This is a genomic window from Shewanella sp. SR44-3 (genome assembly GCF_014163735.1).
Taxonomy (GTDB): domain Bacteria; phylum Pseudomonadota; class Gammaproteobacteria; order Enterobacterales; family Shewanellaceae; genus Shewanella.
In genome coordinates this window covers 15,505-34,526 of the sequence record NZ_JACJDV010000038.1, presented here as the reverse complement: position 1 = coordinate 34,526, position 19,022 = coordinate 15,505, and the positions used below count along the sequence as shown (strand labels likewise).

At 45.8% G+C, this 19,022-nt stretch carries 12 protein-coding genes; 1 reads left to right on the top strand and 11 read right to left on the bottom strand.

The window, feature by feature from the left end; all coding sequences use genetic code 11:
• Positions 1-175 precede the first annotated feature (175 nt).
• From H5073_RS15015 to H5073_RS14970, 10 genes are all read right to left on the bottom strand, one after another.
• Complete coding sequence (locus tag H5073_RS15015) at positions 176-2,983, bottom strand: cadherin-like domain-containing protein (protein ID WP_182680377.1); 2,808 nt, start codon at positions 2,981-2,983, stop codon at positions 176-178.
• A 314-nt stretch (positions 2,984-3,297) separates the two neighbouring features.
• Positions 3,298-3,585: a YkgJ family cysteine cluster protein gene (locus tag H5073_RS15010; RefSeq protein WP_182680376.1), complete on the bottom strand. Its 288-nt coding sequence runs from the start codon at positions 3,583-3,585 to the stop codon at positions 3,298-3,300.
• Positions 3,586-3,742: 157 nt separating this feature from the next.
• The gene (locus H5073_RS15005) at positions 3,743-4,267 is read right to left on the bottom strand and encodes a DUF1097 domain-containing protein (protein ID WP_182680375.1); all 525 of its coding nucleotides are present in this window, start codon (positions 4,265-4,267) and stop codon (positions 3,743-3,745) included.
• A gap of 186 nt (positions 4,268-4,453) precedes the next feature.
• Positions 4,454-5,770, bottom strand: coding sequence for a hypothetical protein (locus H5073_RS15000; RefSeq protein WP_259394914.1), 1,317 nt, complete (start codon positions 5,768-5,770; stop codon positions 4,454-4,456).
• Positions 5,771-5,789: 19 nt separating this feature from the next.
• On the bottom strand, positions 5,790-8,174 hold the full coding sequence (locus tag H5073_RS14995; RefSeq protein WP_182680374.1) for an EAL domain-containing protein: 2,385 nt from the start codon (positions 8,172-8,174) through the stop codon (positions 5,790-5,792).
• The gene (locus H5073_RS14990; RefSeq protein ID WP_259394913.1) at positions 8,174-9,127 is read right to left on the bottom strand and encodes a hypothetical protein; all 954 of its coding nucleotides are present in this window, start codon (positions 9,125-9,127) and stop codon (positions 8,174-8,176) included. The genes H5073_RS14995 and H5073_RS14990 overlap by 1 nt, the downstream gene beginning before the upstream one ends.
• A 152-nt stretch (positions 9,128-9,279) precedes the next feature.
• Positions 9,280-11,577, bottom strand: a complete 2,298-nt coding sequence (locus H5073_RS14985) for a xanthine dehydrogenase family protein molybdopterin-binding subunit (protein WP_182680373.1) — start codon at positions 11,575-11,577, stop codon at positions 9,280-9,282.
• Positions 11,578-11,579: 2 nt separating this feature from the next.
• Positions 11,580-12,032, bottom strand: coding sequence for a (2Fe-2S)-binding protein (locus H5073_RS14980; RefSeq protein WP_182680372.1), 453 nt, complete (start codon positions 12,030-12,032; stop codon positions 11,580-11,582).
• 128 nt (positions 12,033-12,160) lie between these two features.
• Positions 12,161-12,937: a nucleotidyltransferase family protein gene (locus H5073_RS14975; RefSeq protein WP_182680371.1), complete on the bottom strand. Its 777-nt coding sequence runs from the start codon at positions 12,935-12,937 to the stop codon at positions 12,161-12,163.
• Entirely contained in the window at positions 12,934-13,986 is a 1,053-nt protein-coding gene (locus tag H5073_RS14970) for an XdhC family protein (RefSeq protein ID WP_182680370.1), read from the bottom strand. Before H5073_RS14970 ends, H5073_RS14975 begins: the two co-directional genes overlap by 4 nt.
• Positions 13,987-14,248: 262 nt before the next feature.
• Here H5073_RS14970 and H5073_RS14965 point away from each other — a divergent pair, with 262 nt between their 5' ends.
• Entirely contained in the window at positions 14,249-15,538 is a 1,290-nt protein-coding gene (locus H5073_RS14965; RefSeq protein ID WP_182680369.1) for an alpha/beta fold hydrolase, read from the top strand.
• Positions 15,539-15,609: 71 nt separating this feature from the next.
• Here the strand turns inward: H5073_RS14965 and H5073_RS14960 are convergent, their stop codons facing one another.
• Complete coding sequence (locus H5073_RS14960) at positions 15,610-18,879, bottom strand: DEAD/DEAH box helicase (protein WP_182680368.1); 3,270 nt, start codon at positions 18,877-18,879, stop codon at positions 15,610-15,612.
• Positions 18,880-19,022: the final 143 nt, after the last annotated feature.

Here is a 19,022-nt window from a genome sequence, read left to right as displayed (position 1 = left end):
CTTGAATATCATTTTCTTGAATATCAATGACAGCGTCTTTGCCTGATAAATGGCTATCCTTGGCCATCAAAGTTTGTGGGGCTGCATCCTTGGCCATTACGGCCAAGCTCGCAGTAAATATCACTGTCAGTCCCACACTGACAGTGATTAATTTCGTTATCTTCATCACTGATGATTAGTGCTTGTTACTGTCTAATGGATAGGCATCGCGACTATCGTCAACGCCATCATTATCACTGTCTTCATCTAAGACTAATCCCGATGCTTCAATGTCTTCTGCACTGGCGTAGGCAGCAAAGAAGTTGGGCTTGCCGTCGCCGTCAGTGTCAACTGAGGCCAAAGGGGAAGACTTGAAATCATCTTGTAGGCTCAAAGCTATCGCAGTACCAGTGATAATCGCCGCTTTTTCGCCTGCACCTAAAGCGCTGTCCTCACCTAACGCTAACGCCTGTTGATAGAATTGATGATTAGCTAAGTAAGCTGCAAATAAAGGTAAGCGTTTTATCCTTGTCTGCTCTGCTGCTTGCTTGATGTCGGCAACTGTTGGCTCCATTAACTGCAACAAGGTCGATTTGGCTTGAGCCAGTAACGTGGCGTACTGGGGATGCTTGCCAGCGTCCTCGTACAAAGCACGCATAAACGTTTGATAATTAGCGGAAAACCTTACATCTTCCATAAAGTATGTAACCACTAAGCCTTTTTGACTGTCTGACAGCGTTTTTTCAATCTCAACGATAGAGGCGATTGCGCGCTGATAAAAACCAATCGCAGACTGATGATCGCCGCCTTGGTAACTGGCATGAGCAATACCGCTAACAGCAGTGAAATATTCACTCTCTAAGGGATCAATTTTGGCAAGGTTGTGTTCAGCAGTAAGCAAAATGGTGGCGATTTCTTCCGTCATCCCTAAAGGATACAAATACTCGATAATGTCAGAGTTAGCATTGATAGCATCGTTAATCTCTACATCCGTACCGTCAACGCCTTCGGCATAATAGGTTTGAGCAAGACCCACACACATTTTGGCTAAGCCGCGAGACTTTTCAAGGTAGCTGGCTTTGTTGTCACTGTCTTTAGCCAGTAATGTCTGATATTGCTCAAGTAGTGCAAGGCAACCCGTACTGCCCATCACAAAGGTCATGATTGAAACATTCTGTTCAATATATTCAGGATGTTGCAGTAATAATTCAGCTTCATCTAAGCCTAATTGTGCGCCAACATAATCCCCACTGGCGAGTCTGAAATCAACAAAGCCTGGGGTACTGCCACCATAGCGTATTAGGTTAGTAAAATAATTGCGTAGATCCTTATCATCACGACTGGCTTTAACCAGTGCCAGCGCTTTGGCGCCATCGACTTCTAGTTGAACCCTAGCCGCCAGCCTTGCATCTTCAGCATCTTGCAATATTGCCAGTTTCATCCAAGCGCTAGGTGATGTATCGGGAATGGCATTGGCGATAATGCTGGCATCCATCTCAGGATATAAGGTAATTATCTTTGCCACATTGCTCCACACACCTCCTGGATACTCAAGATTGGTGACCTCGGCAAAGGGATCCGCGCTTCTTGGGTAGCTTGGGTCGTAGTTGACCACGCCATGCAGGGCAAGAAAGTCTGCCGTGGCCTGTTTAGCTAATTCACGCTCATTGATTTGAGTGTAAAGTCTGATAGCTTCACTAAGAGCTACTTGGCGAATAGAGTGATACGGTTTATCTAAATTACCATTGCGGTTATTTTTTACCGTAGAATGCCCAATACGATTAGCATATTTGTGCATTTTATCGATATAAGTTTTTGCAAGTGTCCGTTCATCTTCTGTGGTAATGCTATTCCAGCGCTTTATTTGTGTTTCAGCACTGTCACGTAGCGCGAAATACGCCAACAATGCCGCCCTGTTGTACTCCTGGGTTAGCACAGCTGAAAACAGTAAATCAATAATTTCAAATACGCCTAGGGCCTCTTGAACTTGGCCTGCTTTACGGTAAGAAGATTCAAGGGCTAAATAGAAATTTAAGTCATCTGGGTTGAAATATCGCAAGCCTTTCTCAGCAAGATATTGATTGTATTCAGACTTAGCTTGTAATCTAAAACGATTAGCTTGCTCGACTTGTGCCTGTAATTGATACTCATCGGCAAGATCAACCAAGGCAATAGCATGGCTTGTCGCTTGGGTGATATTGGCTTTACTGCTTAGATCTTGCGCTTGTTTTAGTAGACCCGCATTAGCATATCCCTTGGCTAATTTAGCCATAATGCGGCTTGAACTGATATCATCACTGACCGTTTTTAGCAAAGTTTGTGCTTGCTTTAAATGCGATAATTCAGAGGCATAGTAATAATAAGCTCGGTCTATATTCGAATTTAGGCTGGTGGATAAGCCTAATTGTTGCTCCACACTGGCCACGCCATCAGACACACTGACCACAAAGCTATCATCAACATTAATTAAACTGTCTAGCTGATAGCTCACTTCACCGGTTTGTGGGTTCAGGGTCAACTGGCCATTAACAGGGGCTGTGACTAACGCAAATGTTAATGCGTCACCGTCTATATCTGTCACTGTGATTTGGCCCTGTTTAACATCCGCACCGCTAACTAAGATAGTTGACTGCACAAACACAGGTAAATCATTAACAGGGGCGACGGTTACCTCAACATTAAGCGCCACTTTATGGCTAGCATCTTGTACCAAGATAGAAAATGAATCGCTACCATGAAAATTCTCTTGGCCTTGATAATTCACTTCGCCAGTTTGAGCATTGATAGTCGCAGTGCCGTGTTTGGGCGCATTGTCCAAAGAGTAACTGAGCGGATCATGGTCGGCATCCGTTGCCGAAAGTAACAAGCTTGCTGAAGTATCTTCATTAACCGTCAATTTTGGGCTTGCTTGAGTAAACACAGGGGCACTATTGCCACCACTTCCGCCGCCACAGGCAGAAAGTAGACACAAAGAAAGTGCAGAAAAGAGCAAAGATTTTTGCATGATAACATCTCATTTAACTAAAATTCGTCGCGAACAGTAATGATAATGATTATCAATTGCAAGGATGTTTACAATGTAAAATACCCTTGACTCAGGTTGTGTTAATCGTATTAATAGCAAGATGAATATAATGATAAGGATGAACATGGGTGCGAGTGCGAACCTCAACCGCTTACAACAAACCTATGCTTTACACCCAGGTTTGTATTGGCAATAAGACGATTGATATCAAGGATAAGTACCCAAGGCTATAACAAAATGCGCCGCGGCTCTGAGTTGAACTTATTCGGCAAGGAATGAATTGATGAATGGCGCTATACCAGCCCTCGCTCTGTTTTGCATTCGTAGGAAGCCATTTCAAATTCTCGACAAATCAAGGGTCTATTCTCATAAATCGTGCACATATAGGTTTCGCGATCGACAGCTGAACACCAACCGTCATCGAGACGCAACATGGTTTCACCGCCCCATCTATCGCGGGCAATATGCCGTTCAGGAACCCCAGTATCTGTGATAATCATCACCTCTAAACGGCAACAAGTAGCCTGGCAATTTGAGCAGCTGACTTCAATTTCTGGTAGGTTTTTAATAGGAATTGTCATGGGTAAAATCAATGTCGGCAATCGCTGTGTGGGGATCATTAATTTTACCCCATTTAAACACTATTTAATATTGGTTCACGTAGCATTCGTTTGTGTAGCATTGAGTTTCAAGAATATGTGGGCGAGAGTAGTAGCTAGACTCCCTCGCCGTTCATCTTCAGGCTTTTTTCTGTAATGCGCCTTCTTGCAAGTCAGTTTTTGGTAATGTATTGGTTTGCAAAGCTGTCATCAACACACTTTCAAGACGGATCAAATACCCTGTGAATTGGCTCATACTCAGGCCCAATAAACCACCCAACATTAAGGCACTAGTAAGAGCTAAGATATTAGGACCTAAAGCAAATGTGGCGCAGCAGCCAATAAATGTACCAGGAATAAACGCCAGTCCGCGATAACTTGCCTGCAAACACATCCCCATGGTAACTAGGCCTGTTAAGGCATAACCCACAAAGGCTGAGTCAAATTGGCTACCGCCTGTGATGATAAGCCAAGCCCAAAACACTCCGGATAAATTGGTCATCCAGGTCATTAATAACCCTTTTGCACCAGTTTCTTTTTGCGCAAAAAAAGTGCTACAACCTAAAAAACCCACCCAAGTGACCAGCGAAAATACATCCGCGATACCGCACCAAAGCGCAGCTAATAATCCAGCAGAAATTGCAATTGGCCAACGATGTTCCATAACTCACTCCAGACTGCCCGAGGCAGCAACAACAGAATGTTGTTAAGTTACCGCTAATTTGCTCGTAAAAAAACAATTTAACCCCTTTTTTGTGAGAAAAAACCTAAAAATAGCCATTAAAGGCTTAATGTCACGTTTTTTTACTACAAAGAAGGTTATTTAATCTGCAGCTTATGAGCCTAAACTCTAAAAGAAATATCGACTAGCCAATTGCCATTGTTGCTCGACGAATTGAAGGGAAGCGCCCTGATAGACGCGAGCCATACGTTCGCTGTCGATGCGGTTGTATTCAAAATGCACGAACCAAGGACGGCTCAATTGATATTGATATGACACAGTCAGTGCTTGGCCTTGCTCGCTATTGTTATCGCCGGGGGTGAGATCCTTATCTGTGACAGAGAAATCTTCAAACCTAAGGCTTAATCTGTGAAGATTAATTTTTTTACTCAGCAACACAAAGCCGCTGTGGAAATGATTATCCACCACATTAATTCCAGTGGGTGACATCATCAAGGTATCACCTGCCATAGCTTGGGTAATTAATTCAATGCCTAAAGGTAACCGCCATTTTGCCCCAAGATGTGAGAATCGAGTGGCCCATGCATATTGCCCCTGTTTGACGACCCGAGTGTCAGCGTGATTATCATAATACCCAGCTTGCACTGAGCCTTGACCGTGCCAACGCCACTGTCCTAGCAGGTGCACACCAATACGGGAATCTAACTCTAAAAAAGGATCGGATGCTTTGGCTTGTGCCGCTAACATACCGCCCACCTCCATTGCAGGTATCGCGCTGATGGGTAAATTTTCTTGTAATAAACTTTGGCGTGAACTTAAGGTCCAGCCGTGCCAAGCGAGCATGGCGCCTGAAGTATCATTAAAGCCAAAAAACTCTGCGGTTAAGCTAACATCATGCAGGGATTGACGGTACTTACCTAAGCTTGCAAGGCTAAAGCGTGCCCCTAGGTGGCGCACTTCTTCACCTAACCACGCATTCATGGTGGAATAACTTAAGCTGTAAGGTGAAGCCCAAGCGGTCGCGACATTTTCAAGGGAGATTTGTGGGTACATCAAGCCTGCACGGGCATCAAACCTAAGGCCATTGTCCCAAGGTAGCGGTTTGTAACTCAAATAAGCTTCACTGAGGCCAAGATTATTATCCACGCCATCAACATACCCATTTGCGACGATATGACTGCTCCAGTCATCACCCCATTCCATTTGATGACTCAGGCCTAATTGTGCCAGTGACAACTGCCCACCATCATCGAAGCGAAACTTACCTAATCCCGCACCTGCGTAGCTGTCGATACTATCGCTGTAGCTGGCGCGTACATCCACTACCCCAGAAAATTTATGATCAAAAAATGTGTTTTCGCCTGCGTACGCCTTAGCGATAAACCCAGATATGCACAGCGCTATAGCAGCTAAGGCCAACTTATCTAAGCGCCTCTGACTGACATAAAGCGGTTTAGGTGTGTGCCAGTGTGACTGTCCTTCCATGTTATTTTCTCCTCGTCGACTACACTGACTGTTTAGCTAACCACTCATTAAAAGCGGCGGCGGACAATGGCCGCGAAAGATAAAATCCTTGCCCCATTTCACAGCCTTTTTCGGTGAGCCAAGTCAGTGTGGCCTTATCTTCAATGCCTTCAGCGACCACGCTCAAACCTAAGTTATGGGCCAATTGCAGGGTAGAATTAACGATAATTTGGTCGTCATTGTCTGTCATTAATTGCTGCACGAATGACTTATCGATTTTAAGCTCATCCACAGGCAATTGTTTTAGCTGAGTCAATGAAGAGTAACCGGTACCGTAATCATCAATAGATAGCTTTAATCCGTGCATTTTCAGCGCTTTAAGCTGGGCAATGGCGTGATCAGGATCGGCAACCACCGCATCTTCGGTGATTTCTAAGGTTAATGCCGAAACCGGCATTTGTGTCTGCTGCAATAAGGTGATGATCCATTCGCAGAAATTATCCTCTTTTAAATTCTCAGCTGAAATATTAACCGCTATGCCAAGGTTAATGCCCAGCGCCTGCCATTTATGGTATTGAGCGATAGCCTCGTTAAGCACCCAATGGGTTAAGCCGTGCATTTGGCCGGTTTTCTCGGCAATGGGGATAAAGACATCCGGTGGGATCATGCCTTTCTTAGGGTGTTGCCAGCGTACTAAGGCTTCTACATGGGTAATCTGTTGGCTTTTAAGGCACATCTTAGGTTGATAAAACAGCACTAATTCATCTGAGTCGATGGCGTGTTTAAGCTCATTGATAAGTTGGAATCTGTCCAGTGTGTTGCTGTCAATTTCTGGAGTATAAATCTGATAATCTAACTTGTTAGACTTAGCATGTTGCACTGCGGTATCGGCTTGGCGCAACAAGGTCACCAAGTCTATGCCTTGCTGAAAAATACTGACCCCTGCGGTAAATTGCAGATGCAACATAATATCGTGATAGCAATATTTGTGGTCCACTTGTTGCTGTAACTCTGCCATTAAACTCGCCACTTGCTCTGTGGCTAGAGATTCAAAGGCCAGCACAAACTCATCACCTGAAATACGGCACACTAAAGCCCTATCAGAAAAAAAGGCCAATCGCTGGGCAAACTCTTTGATAACCTCATCACCTACAGCATGGCCTAAGGTTAAATTGACCTCAGTTAAACGGCGAATGTTAATCAAGCATAAGCCCATGCTAGTGCCTTGTTGTAACCAAGCGCTGCTCACTCGGTTAAGTTCATTACCGTTGGCAAGGCTTGTGAGCGGATCGTGAAAGGCTTGGTGGGCAATTTTTTTCTCACGGCTCACTATCGATTGCTGCATCAAGGTAAACTCTTGCCCCAGCTGCTTAAGCTCAAGGCTTGAACCCACATCTACGCTAGAATCATAATTGCCTTTAGCAATGAACTTGGCTTGCTCAATCAACTGCTTAATCGGCCGTGTAATTTTGCTTGAGATAATAAATGCCAATAACAGTGACACGGGCAATAACAGCAATAATAAGCCAATTTGCTTAAGCCACTGCTGCTCTAATGTTTGCAGCACATCTGAGACACTCTGGAACATGTAAGCAAAAACGTGCTGGCCGTCCACCGTTCCAAGGGATTGACGCCAAAAAATATAATCATCGTGGCGCAGGTCTTGAATTAGGTAATTGACAACAATAGCCTGCAGCTCATGGCTAAACTCTGGCTCAGAGTGACCAATAAATTGCCCCAGTACTGAAGCTTCAGGGTTCGTATTTGGCACAGCGGATTTCTGTTCATCTTGCGCTGTGGCAGCATTTAAATAAAAACCACTGCTTAAGCCAGTTAACTGCGCCAATGAACCCGCTAATTTATCATCAATAACATAGCCAAAACCCACCCAACCAATCACGCTACTGCCGCCACTGGTCAGCGGAGAAAACTTAATTTGATAAAGCTTACCATCGAGTAAATATAATGGATTAATGTTTTCAAATTCAGTGGCTAATGAATAGCGAAATGCGTGACCTTGCTCAGATCCCAGCGCCACTTTTTCACGCCCTTGTGAGCGGTTAGCCACGAGTTCACCGATAATTTTGCCTTCAGCGGATACCGCTATCGCCAAGTTGGCATTAATGCGCTTTCTATGGTTATTGAGCGCCACTAGAAAGCTGCGATTATCGCCATCAATAAAAATGTCTTTGAGGCCAAAATCCTTGGCCGCCGTTTCAGCAAACGCCGATAAATAATAGTTACGATTTTCATACTCAGCTTGGAATACCACTTCAGCCACAGCCAGCTGATTGCTCAGCTGTTGCTGCTCTAACTGTTTATTGGAATTAAAACTCATCCAAAATGAAATCGATTGTACAGCGAGCAATAAAATAACGAAAAAAGCAAAAATTTGCGTCTGTAAGCGATTCATAAAATTAAACATTAATAGCCTTCCAAAAAGTCAAAATCATCCAAGCTCTTCTGCTCTGGCAAGGGCGCAAGGGCTTGGCTTAACGTCAGTGTTAATCCTGCTTTAGGCAAAGTATGTGCCTCTATTTGGCGCTGCTCGCTAAGTGCGAGTTGAGGATGCCAAATAACCACTTGGTAGTCTCCTTGAGGCAGGTTTTTTATACTCAGTTGGCCTTGGCGGTCACTGATCCCGTAAAAAGGCGTATCAACCACCAGCAAATGCCCCGACATCCAATCGTGAATATTGCACCCCATGGAGACATGACCGGCATCATCAAATGCCAAGGCATCACTCTTTTGTCCGGCACGAAGTTTCAGTGAAAAGCGCTTAGGCCCAAGGGCTGAATAGATATGGTGAGTAATATTGTCATCATTGACAAAGCTCACTGTGCGCTTACTCTGCACCACACTAATGTAGGGCGTAAATTGTTTATCATTTTGATGGACTTCCACCGCGTTATGGCCGTTCACATCAACACTCTTGGTATGATTTTGCGGCTCATCATCTGCAGCGCTCCCCCTTGATTTCGTCAAGGAAAATTGCGGCTGCAGATACACAATAACGCCAGCTTGAGGCTTTCCGTCACTGGACAACAGCTGTATATTTTGTACTTGAGACAGAGGTTCATCAGCCGCCTTAACCTCTAAAGACATCACAAGTGCCGCGCCTAAACAGCTCCAAGCCAGTAATTGAAACACCGCAAAACCTAATCCCAGACCATCGATGCGGCCATGAAAGCTCAGCGTCTGTTTAATACTGTGAGTGATGCGGTGAGCTGCACTTGGGCAGTTGTCTTGGCGCAACTGAGTCGCTAACAAATTAAGGGGCTGCATCGCGGGCACTGGGGGTAACTCCAACATCATTTCACCTATATAAACGAGTTCAACATCTGCTTTAAGCCAGGCAGGAATACCGTCATTAAGCATGAATACCAATTAGATCTATAGGTTAAGAAAGGTAAACGAGGGGAATTATTGCAAAAAAACGCCACTTTTACTCTTTTTCTTATCTGAAAAACACATTCTAATCATAAAAATGACCCACCTAGGGCCATTTCAACTGATATCAAGCGTATTAATTACAGCTTAAGCTGTTTACTGACGGGTAAGTCTCGCACCCTAAGACCGCAGGCGGCAAAAATGGCATTGGTTAAACTTGGCGCCACTGGCGGCACTCCAGGTTCTCCGACGCCAGCAGGCTTTGCATCTGACTCGATTAAAAACACGCTAATTTCAGGGCTTTGAGATATTCTAAGCATAGGATAGTCATGGAAGTTAGATTGCACTACTTTGCCTTCTTTAAAGCTTATCTCTCCCATCATGGCGAGGCTTAAGCCAAAAATAATCGCTCCTTCGGTCTGAGATTTCACTCTATCGGGATTAACCACAAGTCCTGCATCTATCATGGCGATACTTTTAAGCACCCTAAGCTGATTATCTTTAACCTCAACTAAGGTCGCCACCGCCACGTAACTTGCAAAACTGCGATGAATTGCAAAACCCCAACCTTGACCGGCCTTAAGCTCAGGTTCAAGCTTAAGTTTGGCTTGCATATCATCAAGCAGCCTGTGATAACGGCCCACATCGATGGGGTGATCGCTTTGTTCCTCACCGTAATTACTGTATTTAAACCCTTGATCTTTAAAGGTCTCTATCCGGGCAGGCCCCAACAATTGCCGCCACATTTCAATGCAAGGGATCTTGGCTTTGTGCGCCAACTCATCAACAAAACTGCCAATGCCAAAGCCGTGTTGAATATTGCACACAGAGCGCATCCAGCCAATGCGAGTATGCGCAGTCGCCTTTACTGACTCTAAGCGCAGACTCTCCACCACCAAGGGTACGTCGGTAAAACCTAAATCCAGCTCACCTGCAGAAGGCTCATCGACGCCTTCTGCAAAGGTTGAGCTAATGGAGGGGAAACCACTGCGAGCAAGAAAGGCTACCACTTTATTGTCTTTGTCAAATTTGGCCTGATACAGCTGAGCACTAATGGCATGATAATAACCGTGCTGGATTTCATCTTCTCGGCTCCAACATACCTTAACCGGGCGCTTAAGCTTTTGGGATAATAAGGCGGCTTCGACGCTAAAGTCTGGTTTAGATTTACGCCCAAACCCGCCGCCCAATAAGGTCACATTAACCTTAACTTGGTCTTCCTCAAAGCCAAGGGCTGCGGCCACATTTTGCTGAGTGCTTTGCGGTGTTTGAGTCGATGCCCACAGCTCGCATTCCTTATTAGTGACGTTTGCGGTGGCCACTGGCGGCTCCATCATCCCATGGGTCAGATAAGGCAAGGTGTACACAGCTTTATGAGTGCGGCTTTCTGGCCATGCGCTAACGTCAGGGCCAATATGGCGCACGGTTTTACCTGGTAGCCCCACTCGCGTGACAAGCTCTGCAAGGTAAGCGTCAGAATCATGGCTGTCGTTTGGCGCTTGAGTCCAGGTGACTTTTAACGCCTTGCGTCCCTCGATGGCACTCCAAGTATTGGTGGCAATCACAGCGACGCCGCCTAAGGGGTGAAACAAGGGTGCACCTTTGGGGACATCTAAGCGAACAATATCCACCACTCCAGCAATTTTATGTGCCTCGCGCTCATCTAAGCTTGCGATATCACTGCCAAGTACAGGCGGCCTCATGATGCTCGCATGCATGAGGCCTGTCATGCGGATATCATAGCCATACACGGCTTTGCCTTCGATCATAGCGTCCATGTCGACGATAGTGCGTGACTTACCGATATGGGTAAATTCGCTGGCTGGCTTTAAACGCACACTATCGGGTTCAGGCAAAGCCAAGGCCGATGCGGCTATCGCAAGCTCACCGTAGCTTAAGCTTTTGCCGCCAAGACTTTCAATGTCTGCACTCGCATCTAGAGCGCTCTTGTTAACACCCAAACCATCTAATAAATAGACTCTGTGGCCCTTGGCTTTAACGTGCTCTATCGCCACTTGCCAATGATCGGCGGCGGCTTGTTCTAACATGGTGCGCGCCATCGCGCCCATTTGGCGCATTTTATGAAAATGCTTGCGAATAGAGCGGCTGCCATCGGTGTTTTGACTGCCATAACGCTTATCAGCAAGGCCTTGCACTACCACAATTTTATCCCAGTCGGCTTCCAGTTCATCCGCAAGCACTTGGGGAATACCGGTGCGAATGCCCTGCCCCATTTCCGAGCGATGACAGGTTAAATACACCTTATCGTCCTCACCTATGGCGATAAAAAGATTCAGCGTGCCATGTTTATCTTGGGCCAATGCCATCGGGCTCCAGCTTAGGCCGCTAGCCCCGAGTGCAAGGCCGCCTCCCGCTGCGCCAAATAACTTAAGCACATCACGGCGACTGATATTTTCCACTGCAGTAAATTGTGTCATGTTCACTCCTGCGCTGCGGCTTGAATTGCCGCCTTGATCCGCGGATAGGTGCCGCAGCGGCAAATATTGCCCACCATGGCATCGTTAATTTGCTGCTCGCTAGGCTTAGGAGTGGTGGTTAATAGTGCCGCCGCTGACATCAACTGCCCCGCCTGACAATAACCGCATTGAGGCACGTTATGCTCAAGCCATTTGGCTTTGAGTTTATCGGCCTCTAAGCCTTCAATGGTGGTCACCTGTTTGCCTTGTACTTGACTCAAGTTCGTCAAGCAGCCGCGCGCAGGCTTGCCGTCAACATGTATGGTGCAAGCGCCGCAAAGACCCGCGCCACAACCAAATTTAGTCCCCGTAAGACCGATTAAATCTCGAAGGACCCACAGAAGGGGCATATTAGGGTCGGCATCCAGGGTGAACTTACGACCATTAACTAGCAGAGTTTGATTTGAACTTCGCATCACTCATTCCTTGGTATTGTAGCGCTAATCGTTATCGAGCTTAGTTGTCGAGCCTCAGTTATCGAGTTTTAGTTGTCGGGCTTTAGTTGTCGAGCTTAATTATGCTGTGGTTGGCAGACTTAGGCGCTTTACGCCCCAGCCAACCATTGAGCTAGCTCTATTTGGGTGTCGATATCTATTGCCCCACGCTCCAATGGCAATAGCTGTAATTGTTGACGGTTATGGCGCTCAACTAAAATGGCTTTAGCGCCTTTATCTGCGCTTAATTGATTTAGAGCTGCAAAATCATCAGCTAAAAAAATAGCAGGAACCCCAGGACTTTGCCGATAAAACGCCGCCGTTGTTTGGCCGCCTTTAGCGCGATTTGGGGTGACACTTGCTAAAAAGCAGTGCAATAGTGCCGCATAATCTGAAGCATCAAGGGCAACTTGATCCCCTAATGCCAGCAATAATGCATCGGCCTCATGCTCAAGGGCATGCTTAACCGCTAATCGAATAGAACTGCTTAAGCCTTGCTGCCAATCAGGGTTTAACCGATAAGCCGTTCCTTGGGGTAGCAGCGGCGCTAAACATTCATTATGACCGCCTAAAATCACGGTCAGCGGCGTGAGAACTATGATGGGTGAAGCTATGACAGGTGAAGCCATGACGGGCAGAGCTATCGCTGGCGAGACTCTGGCGGCTGGAACTATAACGGACGGAGTCAGGGGGAGCGAAACTATGCCTGGCGTTAACCCCCCTGTTGCTTGCTTAGCCAAAAATTGCCTGCACCCTTGCTGAAGTTGCTCAATGCTGCGCTGCAGTAAACTCTGGCCATCATTAAGCCTGCAGCTAAGTTTTACCCCATTAAAGCGCCGACTGCCGCCGGCGGCCAATAACACGGACACCAATTTAATCGGTTTCACTCAGGACACCTCATCACTTCATCGAGGGCAATAATAGCGCTACCATGGAGTACGCCATGACACTGAGACAATATGCTAAGGGCCACTGAGCTTGGCAGTTCACCGCCTAGGGCAAGGCCCGCTGGCGCCGAAAAAAAACACTTAATATCAGTCGATGTCAGCCCCGCCAGCCTTAGGACTCGATCACGCCGTTGTGGCGGCCCAAGTAACGCAAGGTAAGCAAGATGTTGAGAAGAATATGTTGCAAGCACTGACAGCGCTTTGGCATCTAAATTAAGGTTATGACTCATAACAACCGCGGCATCTAAGCGCTTAAGCTGTTGTGTGTCTATCTGCTCGATATCCCCTTTGCACACCAATGCATTGGGGAAGTCGTAAACTCGGCCATAGGCGCTGCGCTCATCAAACACTGTAACTTGCCAGCCGAGTTGCTGCGCCATCGCAGCCAAGGGCTGAGCATCTAAGCCTGCGCCGAAAATGCCTAGGGCCAGCGGCGGCGCTAGGTGTATTCGTAGGCGGTTATCTTGATGACTCATGGCCCCTTGGCGATGAAGCATATCTGCGGTTTTCAGTCTTGAAGTTAACGGTATTGAAGCTTTAGGCACTGGGACTAACTGGGCAAACACCTGCTGACAGGGGCTGCCGTTTTTCGGCAAACTTAACTCATAATTGATACTGTTGCCCTGCTCTAATGCGCTAAACAAGCCTGCAAAACCTAGGTAATCGTTAGCTTGAGTTACTGTCACTAACATGATGTTCACTATGCCGCCACACCCTAGCTGATAACTGCTGTCTGACTCATCACTGGCGTCGTACTCAATTTGAGCGACGCACTGGCTTTGAATGACGTTTTGCGCATGACGGCGAAGGTCTGCCTCCAAACACCCGCCACTTAACATCCCATAACTCTTACCCAAGGGGTGAAATAACATCATAGCACCAGGTTTGCGATAGGAAGATCCCTGAACATGAGTCAAGACAGCCAACACCCAAGCCTCATCAGGGCTTTGACGCCATTGTAGTAACAAATCTAACACATCGTGGGTCATAGTAAATGCAAGCCATTGCTTTAGAAGAAGTTAATATAATTAAGTTAACAGACTAATGCTAATCTAGAAAGTAAATACCGTTAATACAGGAATAGAAGAGTGTCAAAAATGAAACAAAGCGGATTTAAATTTCAAAAAAATCCCCTCAGGTATTACACTCTCTATCATCAATTTGCACTAGGCAAAGCTCACTCATATTGCCAGCTATACATGACAGAAAAAAGAGCGACCCCCTCAGACTTGCATGACTAAAAGGTTGATTATGCGCACAGATAACAGACTCAGCGGCATCATAGCTAAAAAACACACTTTCAGCGTCCCACTGGATTACCAACAAAGCCCCAGTGAGCAAATAAGCATATTTGTCCGTGAACTTTCAAGTGTTGAAAACCAAGATAAAAAACTACCCTATTTAGTCTTCTTTCAAGGAGGCCCAGGCTTTGGCGCGCTAAGACCCATAGCCAACACTGGCTGGATCAAACGGGCGCTCACTCAGTACCGGGTATTGCTATTAGATCAACGAGGCACAGGGCTTTCAGCCCCAGTAAGCGCTCAAAGTCTGGCTCACCTAACCTCACAGCAGCAAGCTGATTATCTCAGTCATTTTCGCAGCGATAACATTATTCGTGATGCCGAGCTCATTCGCGCGAAACTGAGTCCTGATGCACCTTGGAGTATTTTAGGCCAGAGCTTTGGTGGTTTTTGTGTGCTGCGCTATTTAAGTGCGGCGCCGCAAGGACTGTCTGCGGCTTATATTACTGGCGGTATTCCTTCATTGGTTCGCAACGCCGATGACGTCTATCAAGCGACATATCAAAGAGTGCTAGATAAAAATCAGGATTTTTTCAGCCGTTTCAGTGATGCCAGAGAACTGGCTAATAAGCTTGCCAATCACATTAGTGAATATGAAGTGTTACTCAGTTCAGGTGAGCGTCTAACCGTTGAAATGTTGCAACTTTTAGGCATAAACCTTGGCATGGAACAAGGCCCAGAAGCCTTATATTACTTGCTGGAACACGCTCTCATCGATACCGTCCAAGGGGTTAAAGTTAATCCACTGTTTCTACATCAGTTTGGCCAGTTTTTAGATTACAACACCAACCCACTGTTCGCCGTGCTGCATGAGTCCATCTATTGCCAAAATAGCGCCTCAAATTGGGCCGCTCATCGAGTGCGTGAACAATATAGTCAGTTTAATTATCACCTTGGCAAAGATTTATTGTTTACCGGTGAAATGGTTTACCCTTGGATGTTTGATCAATTTAGCCAACTTCAGCCATTAAAAGAAGCCGCCGAATTATTGGCCGAAAAATCAGACTGGCCTGCACTTTATGATCTCGAGCAGCTCAAAGCCAATACTGTGCCAGTGAGCGCCGCCATTTACAGTGAAGACATGTTCGTTGAGATGCAATACAGCTTAGAAACCACTAAAAATGTTGGCAGTCTTAAATACTGGCTGACATCAGAATATGAGCACAATGGCATTCGTATGGATGGTGAGCGGGTGCTCGATAAGCTCATCGCCCTCAATACGGGTCGAGAGCTGAGATAAGCGATAAATAGCAATGAGGACTTAGAATCTAGGTTCTAAATCCTAGGGCCTGCATTAACTCACTCTTTTAATTAACTCAGCAGGGCTAACAAGTCTTCTGCACTACCTTGCCATGGGCCTTGCTCTTTGTCTGACAAGATACTGTCCGCAAGGCCCTGCTTATGTTGCTGCATCTCATGGATTTTCTCTTCCACTGTGCCTTGGGCGATTAACTTATACACAAATACGGGGTTTAACTGGCCAATTCTGTGAGCCCTGTCTGTGGCTTGGCGCTCAGCGGCTGGGTTCCACCAAGGGTCAAAATGGATCACTGTATCGGCGGTCGTTAAGTTAAGCCCAGTGCCGCCTGCTTTTAAGCTGATAAGAAACACGGGCTTGCGCCCTTCTTGGAAATCATCAATTTGAGCTTGCCTAGCACGGGTTTTACCCGTTAGCAGGCTGTAATCAATGCCAAGTCGCTGCAGTTCTTCTTCAATGAGGGATAACATGCCAGTGAACTGACTGAAAATAAGGATTTTACGCCCCTCTTCCACCATTTCAGTTAAGTTTTCCGTAAGCCAAGTCAGCTTGGCGTTACTCTTAACGTTTTGCGCTTGTTCAAGCTTAACAAGACGAGGATCACAGCAGGCTTGGCGTAGCTTCAATAACGCATCTAAAAATTCAATATGGCTGCTAGACACGCCTTTCTTGGCGAATAATTCCCGCAGTTTTTTCTCCATCACTAAGCGAATGCTCTCATAGAGATTACGCTGATCTTTCTCTAGAGTAAGTGAAGAGATAATCTCAGTTTTCTCCGGTAATTCTGCGGCGACTTCTTGCTTAGTACGGCGCAGCATAAAGGGGGAAATACGGGTAGAGAGCTGGATTAACTTCTCTTTATCTGCTTGTTTCTCAATGGGGTTTCTAAACTCTTTTAAGAAGTGAGTATGCTGGCCTAACAGCCCTGGCACACAAAAGTCCATCAAGGATTTAAGCTCACCTAAGTGATTTTCAAGAGGGGTACCCGATAGGCATAATCTAAAGCGCCCTCGCAAGGTTTTAACCAACTGAGTCACCTTGGCCTGGGCATTTTTGATGAGCTGGGCTTCATCTAAAATAATGTGTTCAAAGTGGATCAGGCTGTAGATGGCCTCATCACGCAAAATAAGCGGATAGGTGGTGATCACTAAATCATGGTGCTCAATTTGGGCTAATAAGTCTTTACGTTTATTCCCGTGGATCACCAGCACGTTAAGACTTGGCGCAAACTTTTGAGCTTCTTTTAACCAGTTACCAATCAGGCTGGTTGGGCAAATAATTAAGCTGGTTTTAGCAGGCATATCACAGCGCAGCTCTTTAGCTTTTAATAAAAATGCCAAGGTCTGTATGGTTTTACCTAAGCCCATGTCATCGGCCAAAATGCCGCCTAGCTGGTACTCTTTTAAAAAACACAGCCAATCAAGCCCCTGCTTTTGATAATCCCTTAAGGTGGCATTAAGGCCCGCAGGCAAGCTTACTGGTACTATGCCTTTAAACTCACCGAGCTTGGCAGCCAATGCTTGGATCCGCTCACCATTGAGCAGGCGAATTTCACTGGCAGTTAATTCATTTAATAAATGAGCACGGCTGCGGGGTACTTGCAGTTTATCTTCGCTATGGCGGTCAAAAAGCTCTTTAATAATAGACACTAATGGCTTAATGGTCTTAGCTTTCACTTGAATGAAGCCACCACTTGGGGATGGCAACAGCAAAAATTGCTCATCATCGGGCTCACCATGTTGCTGTAACCAACGGGCGACAAGCGCTAACAAGGGCACGCTTTGACCGTCGATATCGGCATTTAATGACAATGAAAACCAACCATTATCTTCATCATCATTAAGATCAATATCTAAATCGGCAACTACGATATTAAGATCAAAATCTGCAGCTTCTATAACCTCATAACCTAAGTCAGTCAGCGTTTGTTGACTGCTGGGCTGGTCGATATCTGGCGCATCTTGCTCATTAATAAACTGAGACCAAACATGAATGGCATCAGGCAATAAACCTAAGGTCGCAAAGCTGTGGTGTGCATCACTTGCAGCCACATCTAGATGACTAAAAAAACTAAATTTGAGCATTGACAAGGCATCAGCAGCCCGAGCTTCCCCATCAAGATCACGCTTAATTTGATATTGCACTTTATCTTTTTTTATCAAACTGATAGCTTCACGTTTAGCGTTACCGCTAAAGCAGATATCACCGTAAATGAACTCAAGTTTTAATCCAGGTTGTCGCCCGCCGCCCATGGCATCAGCGAGCGTTACCATGGTTAGTGTCAAGCGCACCTTTAGAGGGCTATCGACTTCATGAAACTCAATATCGGCAGGTACAGGCACACTGCGGGGGGAGAAATGCTGCAACATTTTGTGACTAATACTGTCCACTTGAGTCAGTGGCACCGGTGGCATTTGCTGCAATAATTTAAGCTTTGCGGTAGTCAGTTCAGTGTCTAATAAGCCAATTCTTAAGTAGTCTAAATCCATAAACATCGGCGGCACTGTGGCAATAAACTCCCAATTTTCAAACTTTGGCAACTGCATTTGCATTTGGGTGTGCTTTTTATCCAGCTCAAGCCAGATAAATTCAGGGGCCACGGCTTCAGCTTGGGTAATTGGGAAGCGGCTGTCTTCCCAAAAACAGGTCTCCAAACTGAGCATTTTATTCAATGCCAGGGCACAAATCTCACCTTCAAGATAAATCCTTGAGGCATGGTGATTGGCGGACAACACAGACATCAATAAGCTGACAATGTGGCCATCTTCTTTGGTTATCCACCACGGGATATGGTATTTCACTTCGGTCAGGGCAAGCTTGCTGCCACGGTTAAACTGACCTTTCTTGTTGAGTTTACTTCTTTTGAGCTCAACAAATACCCCTTGATGATCGCTGGACAACACAAAGATCACCCGATCTTTTTCAATTTCTGGTAAGTCAGCTTCGCTACCATGGGAAGACGCTTGCTCATCAAGCTGCATCAGCCACTGAGTCAAACGCTGTTCTTCCACTGGTTTTTTATCCACTAAGGTTAATAGCGCTGCAGCAACGTGTTTACAATTACTTCGCACTGGGCAAGTACAGTGGGCATTCATCAAAATTTTGTGATTAATGTTCACTAAGGTGATGTCTTGACGGTAGGGCTCTGGTTGGCTTCCTGTCACATAGGATTCAATATTATGATTATCGCTACTGGTAGTCACATCCAGCACCCTACCTTGGATCACGTAATTCTGTGCTTTTTGTAACACATTGGCGGGGAACAACTTAGCCACTAACGCTAAGGTCATCTTGATTGGCAGATTAAAAATTTTAGCCGACATGCACACACCCAGAATACAGCGGTTAATACACACCGCTTAGGAAAATAAACAACCATACATTCTATGGAATAAGTGTCTAAATGCCTAGAGATAATCGAGTTGTGTGAAAAAATGATGCTAATAAAAAAGCCGCAACCTAAGAT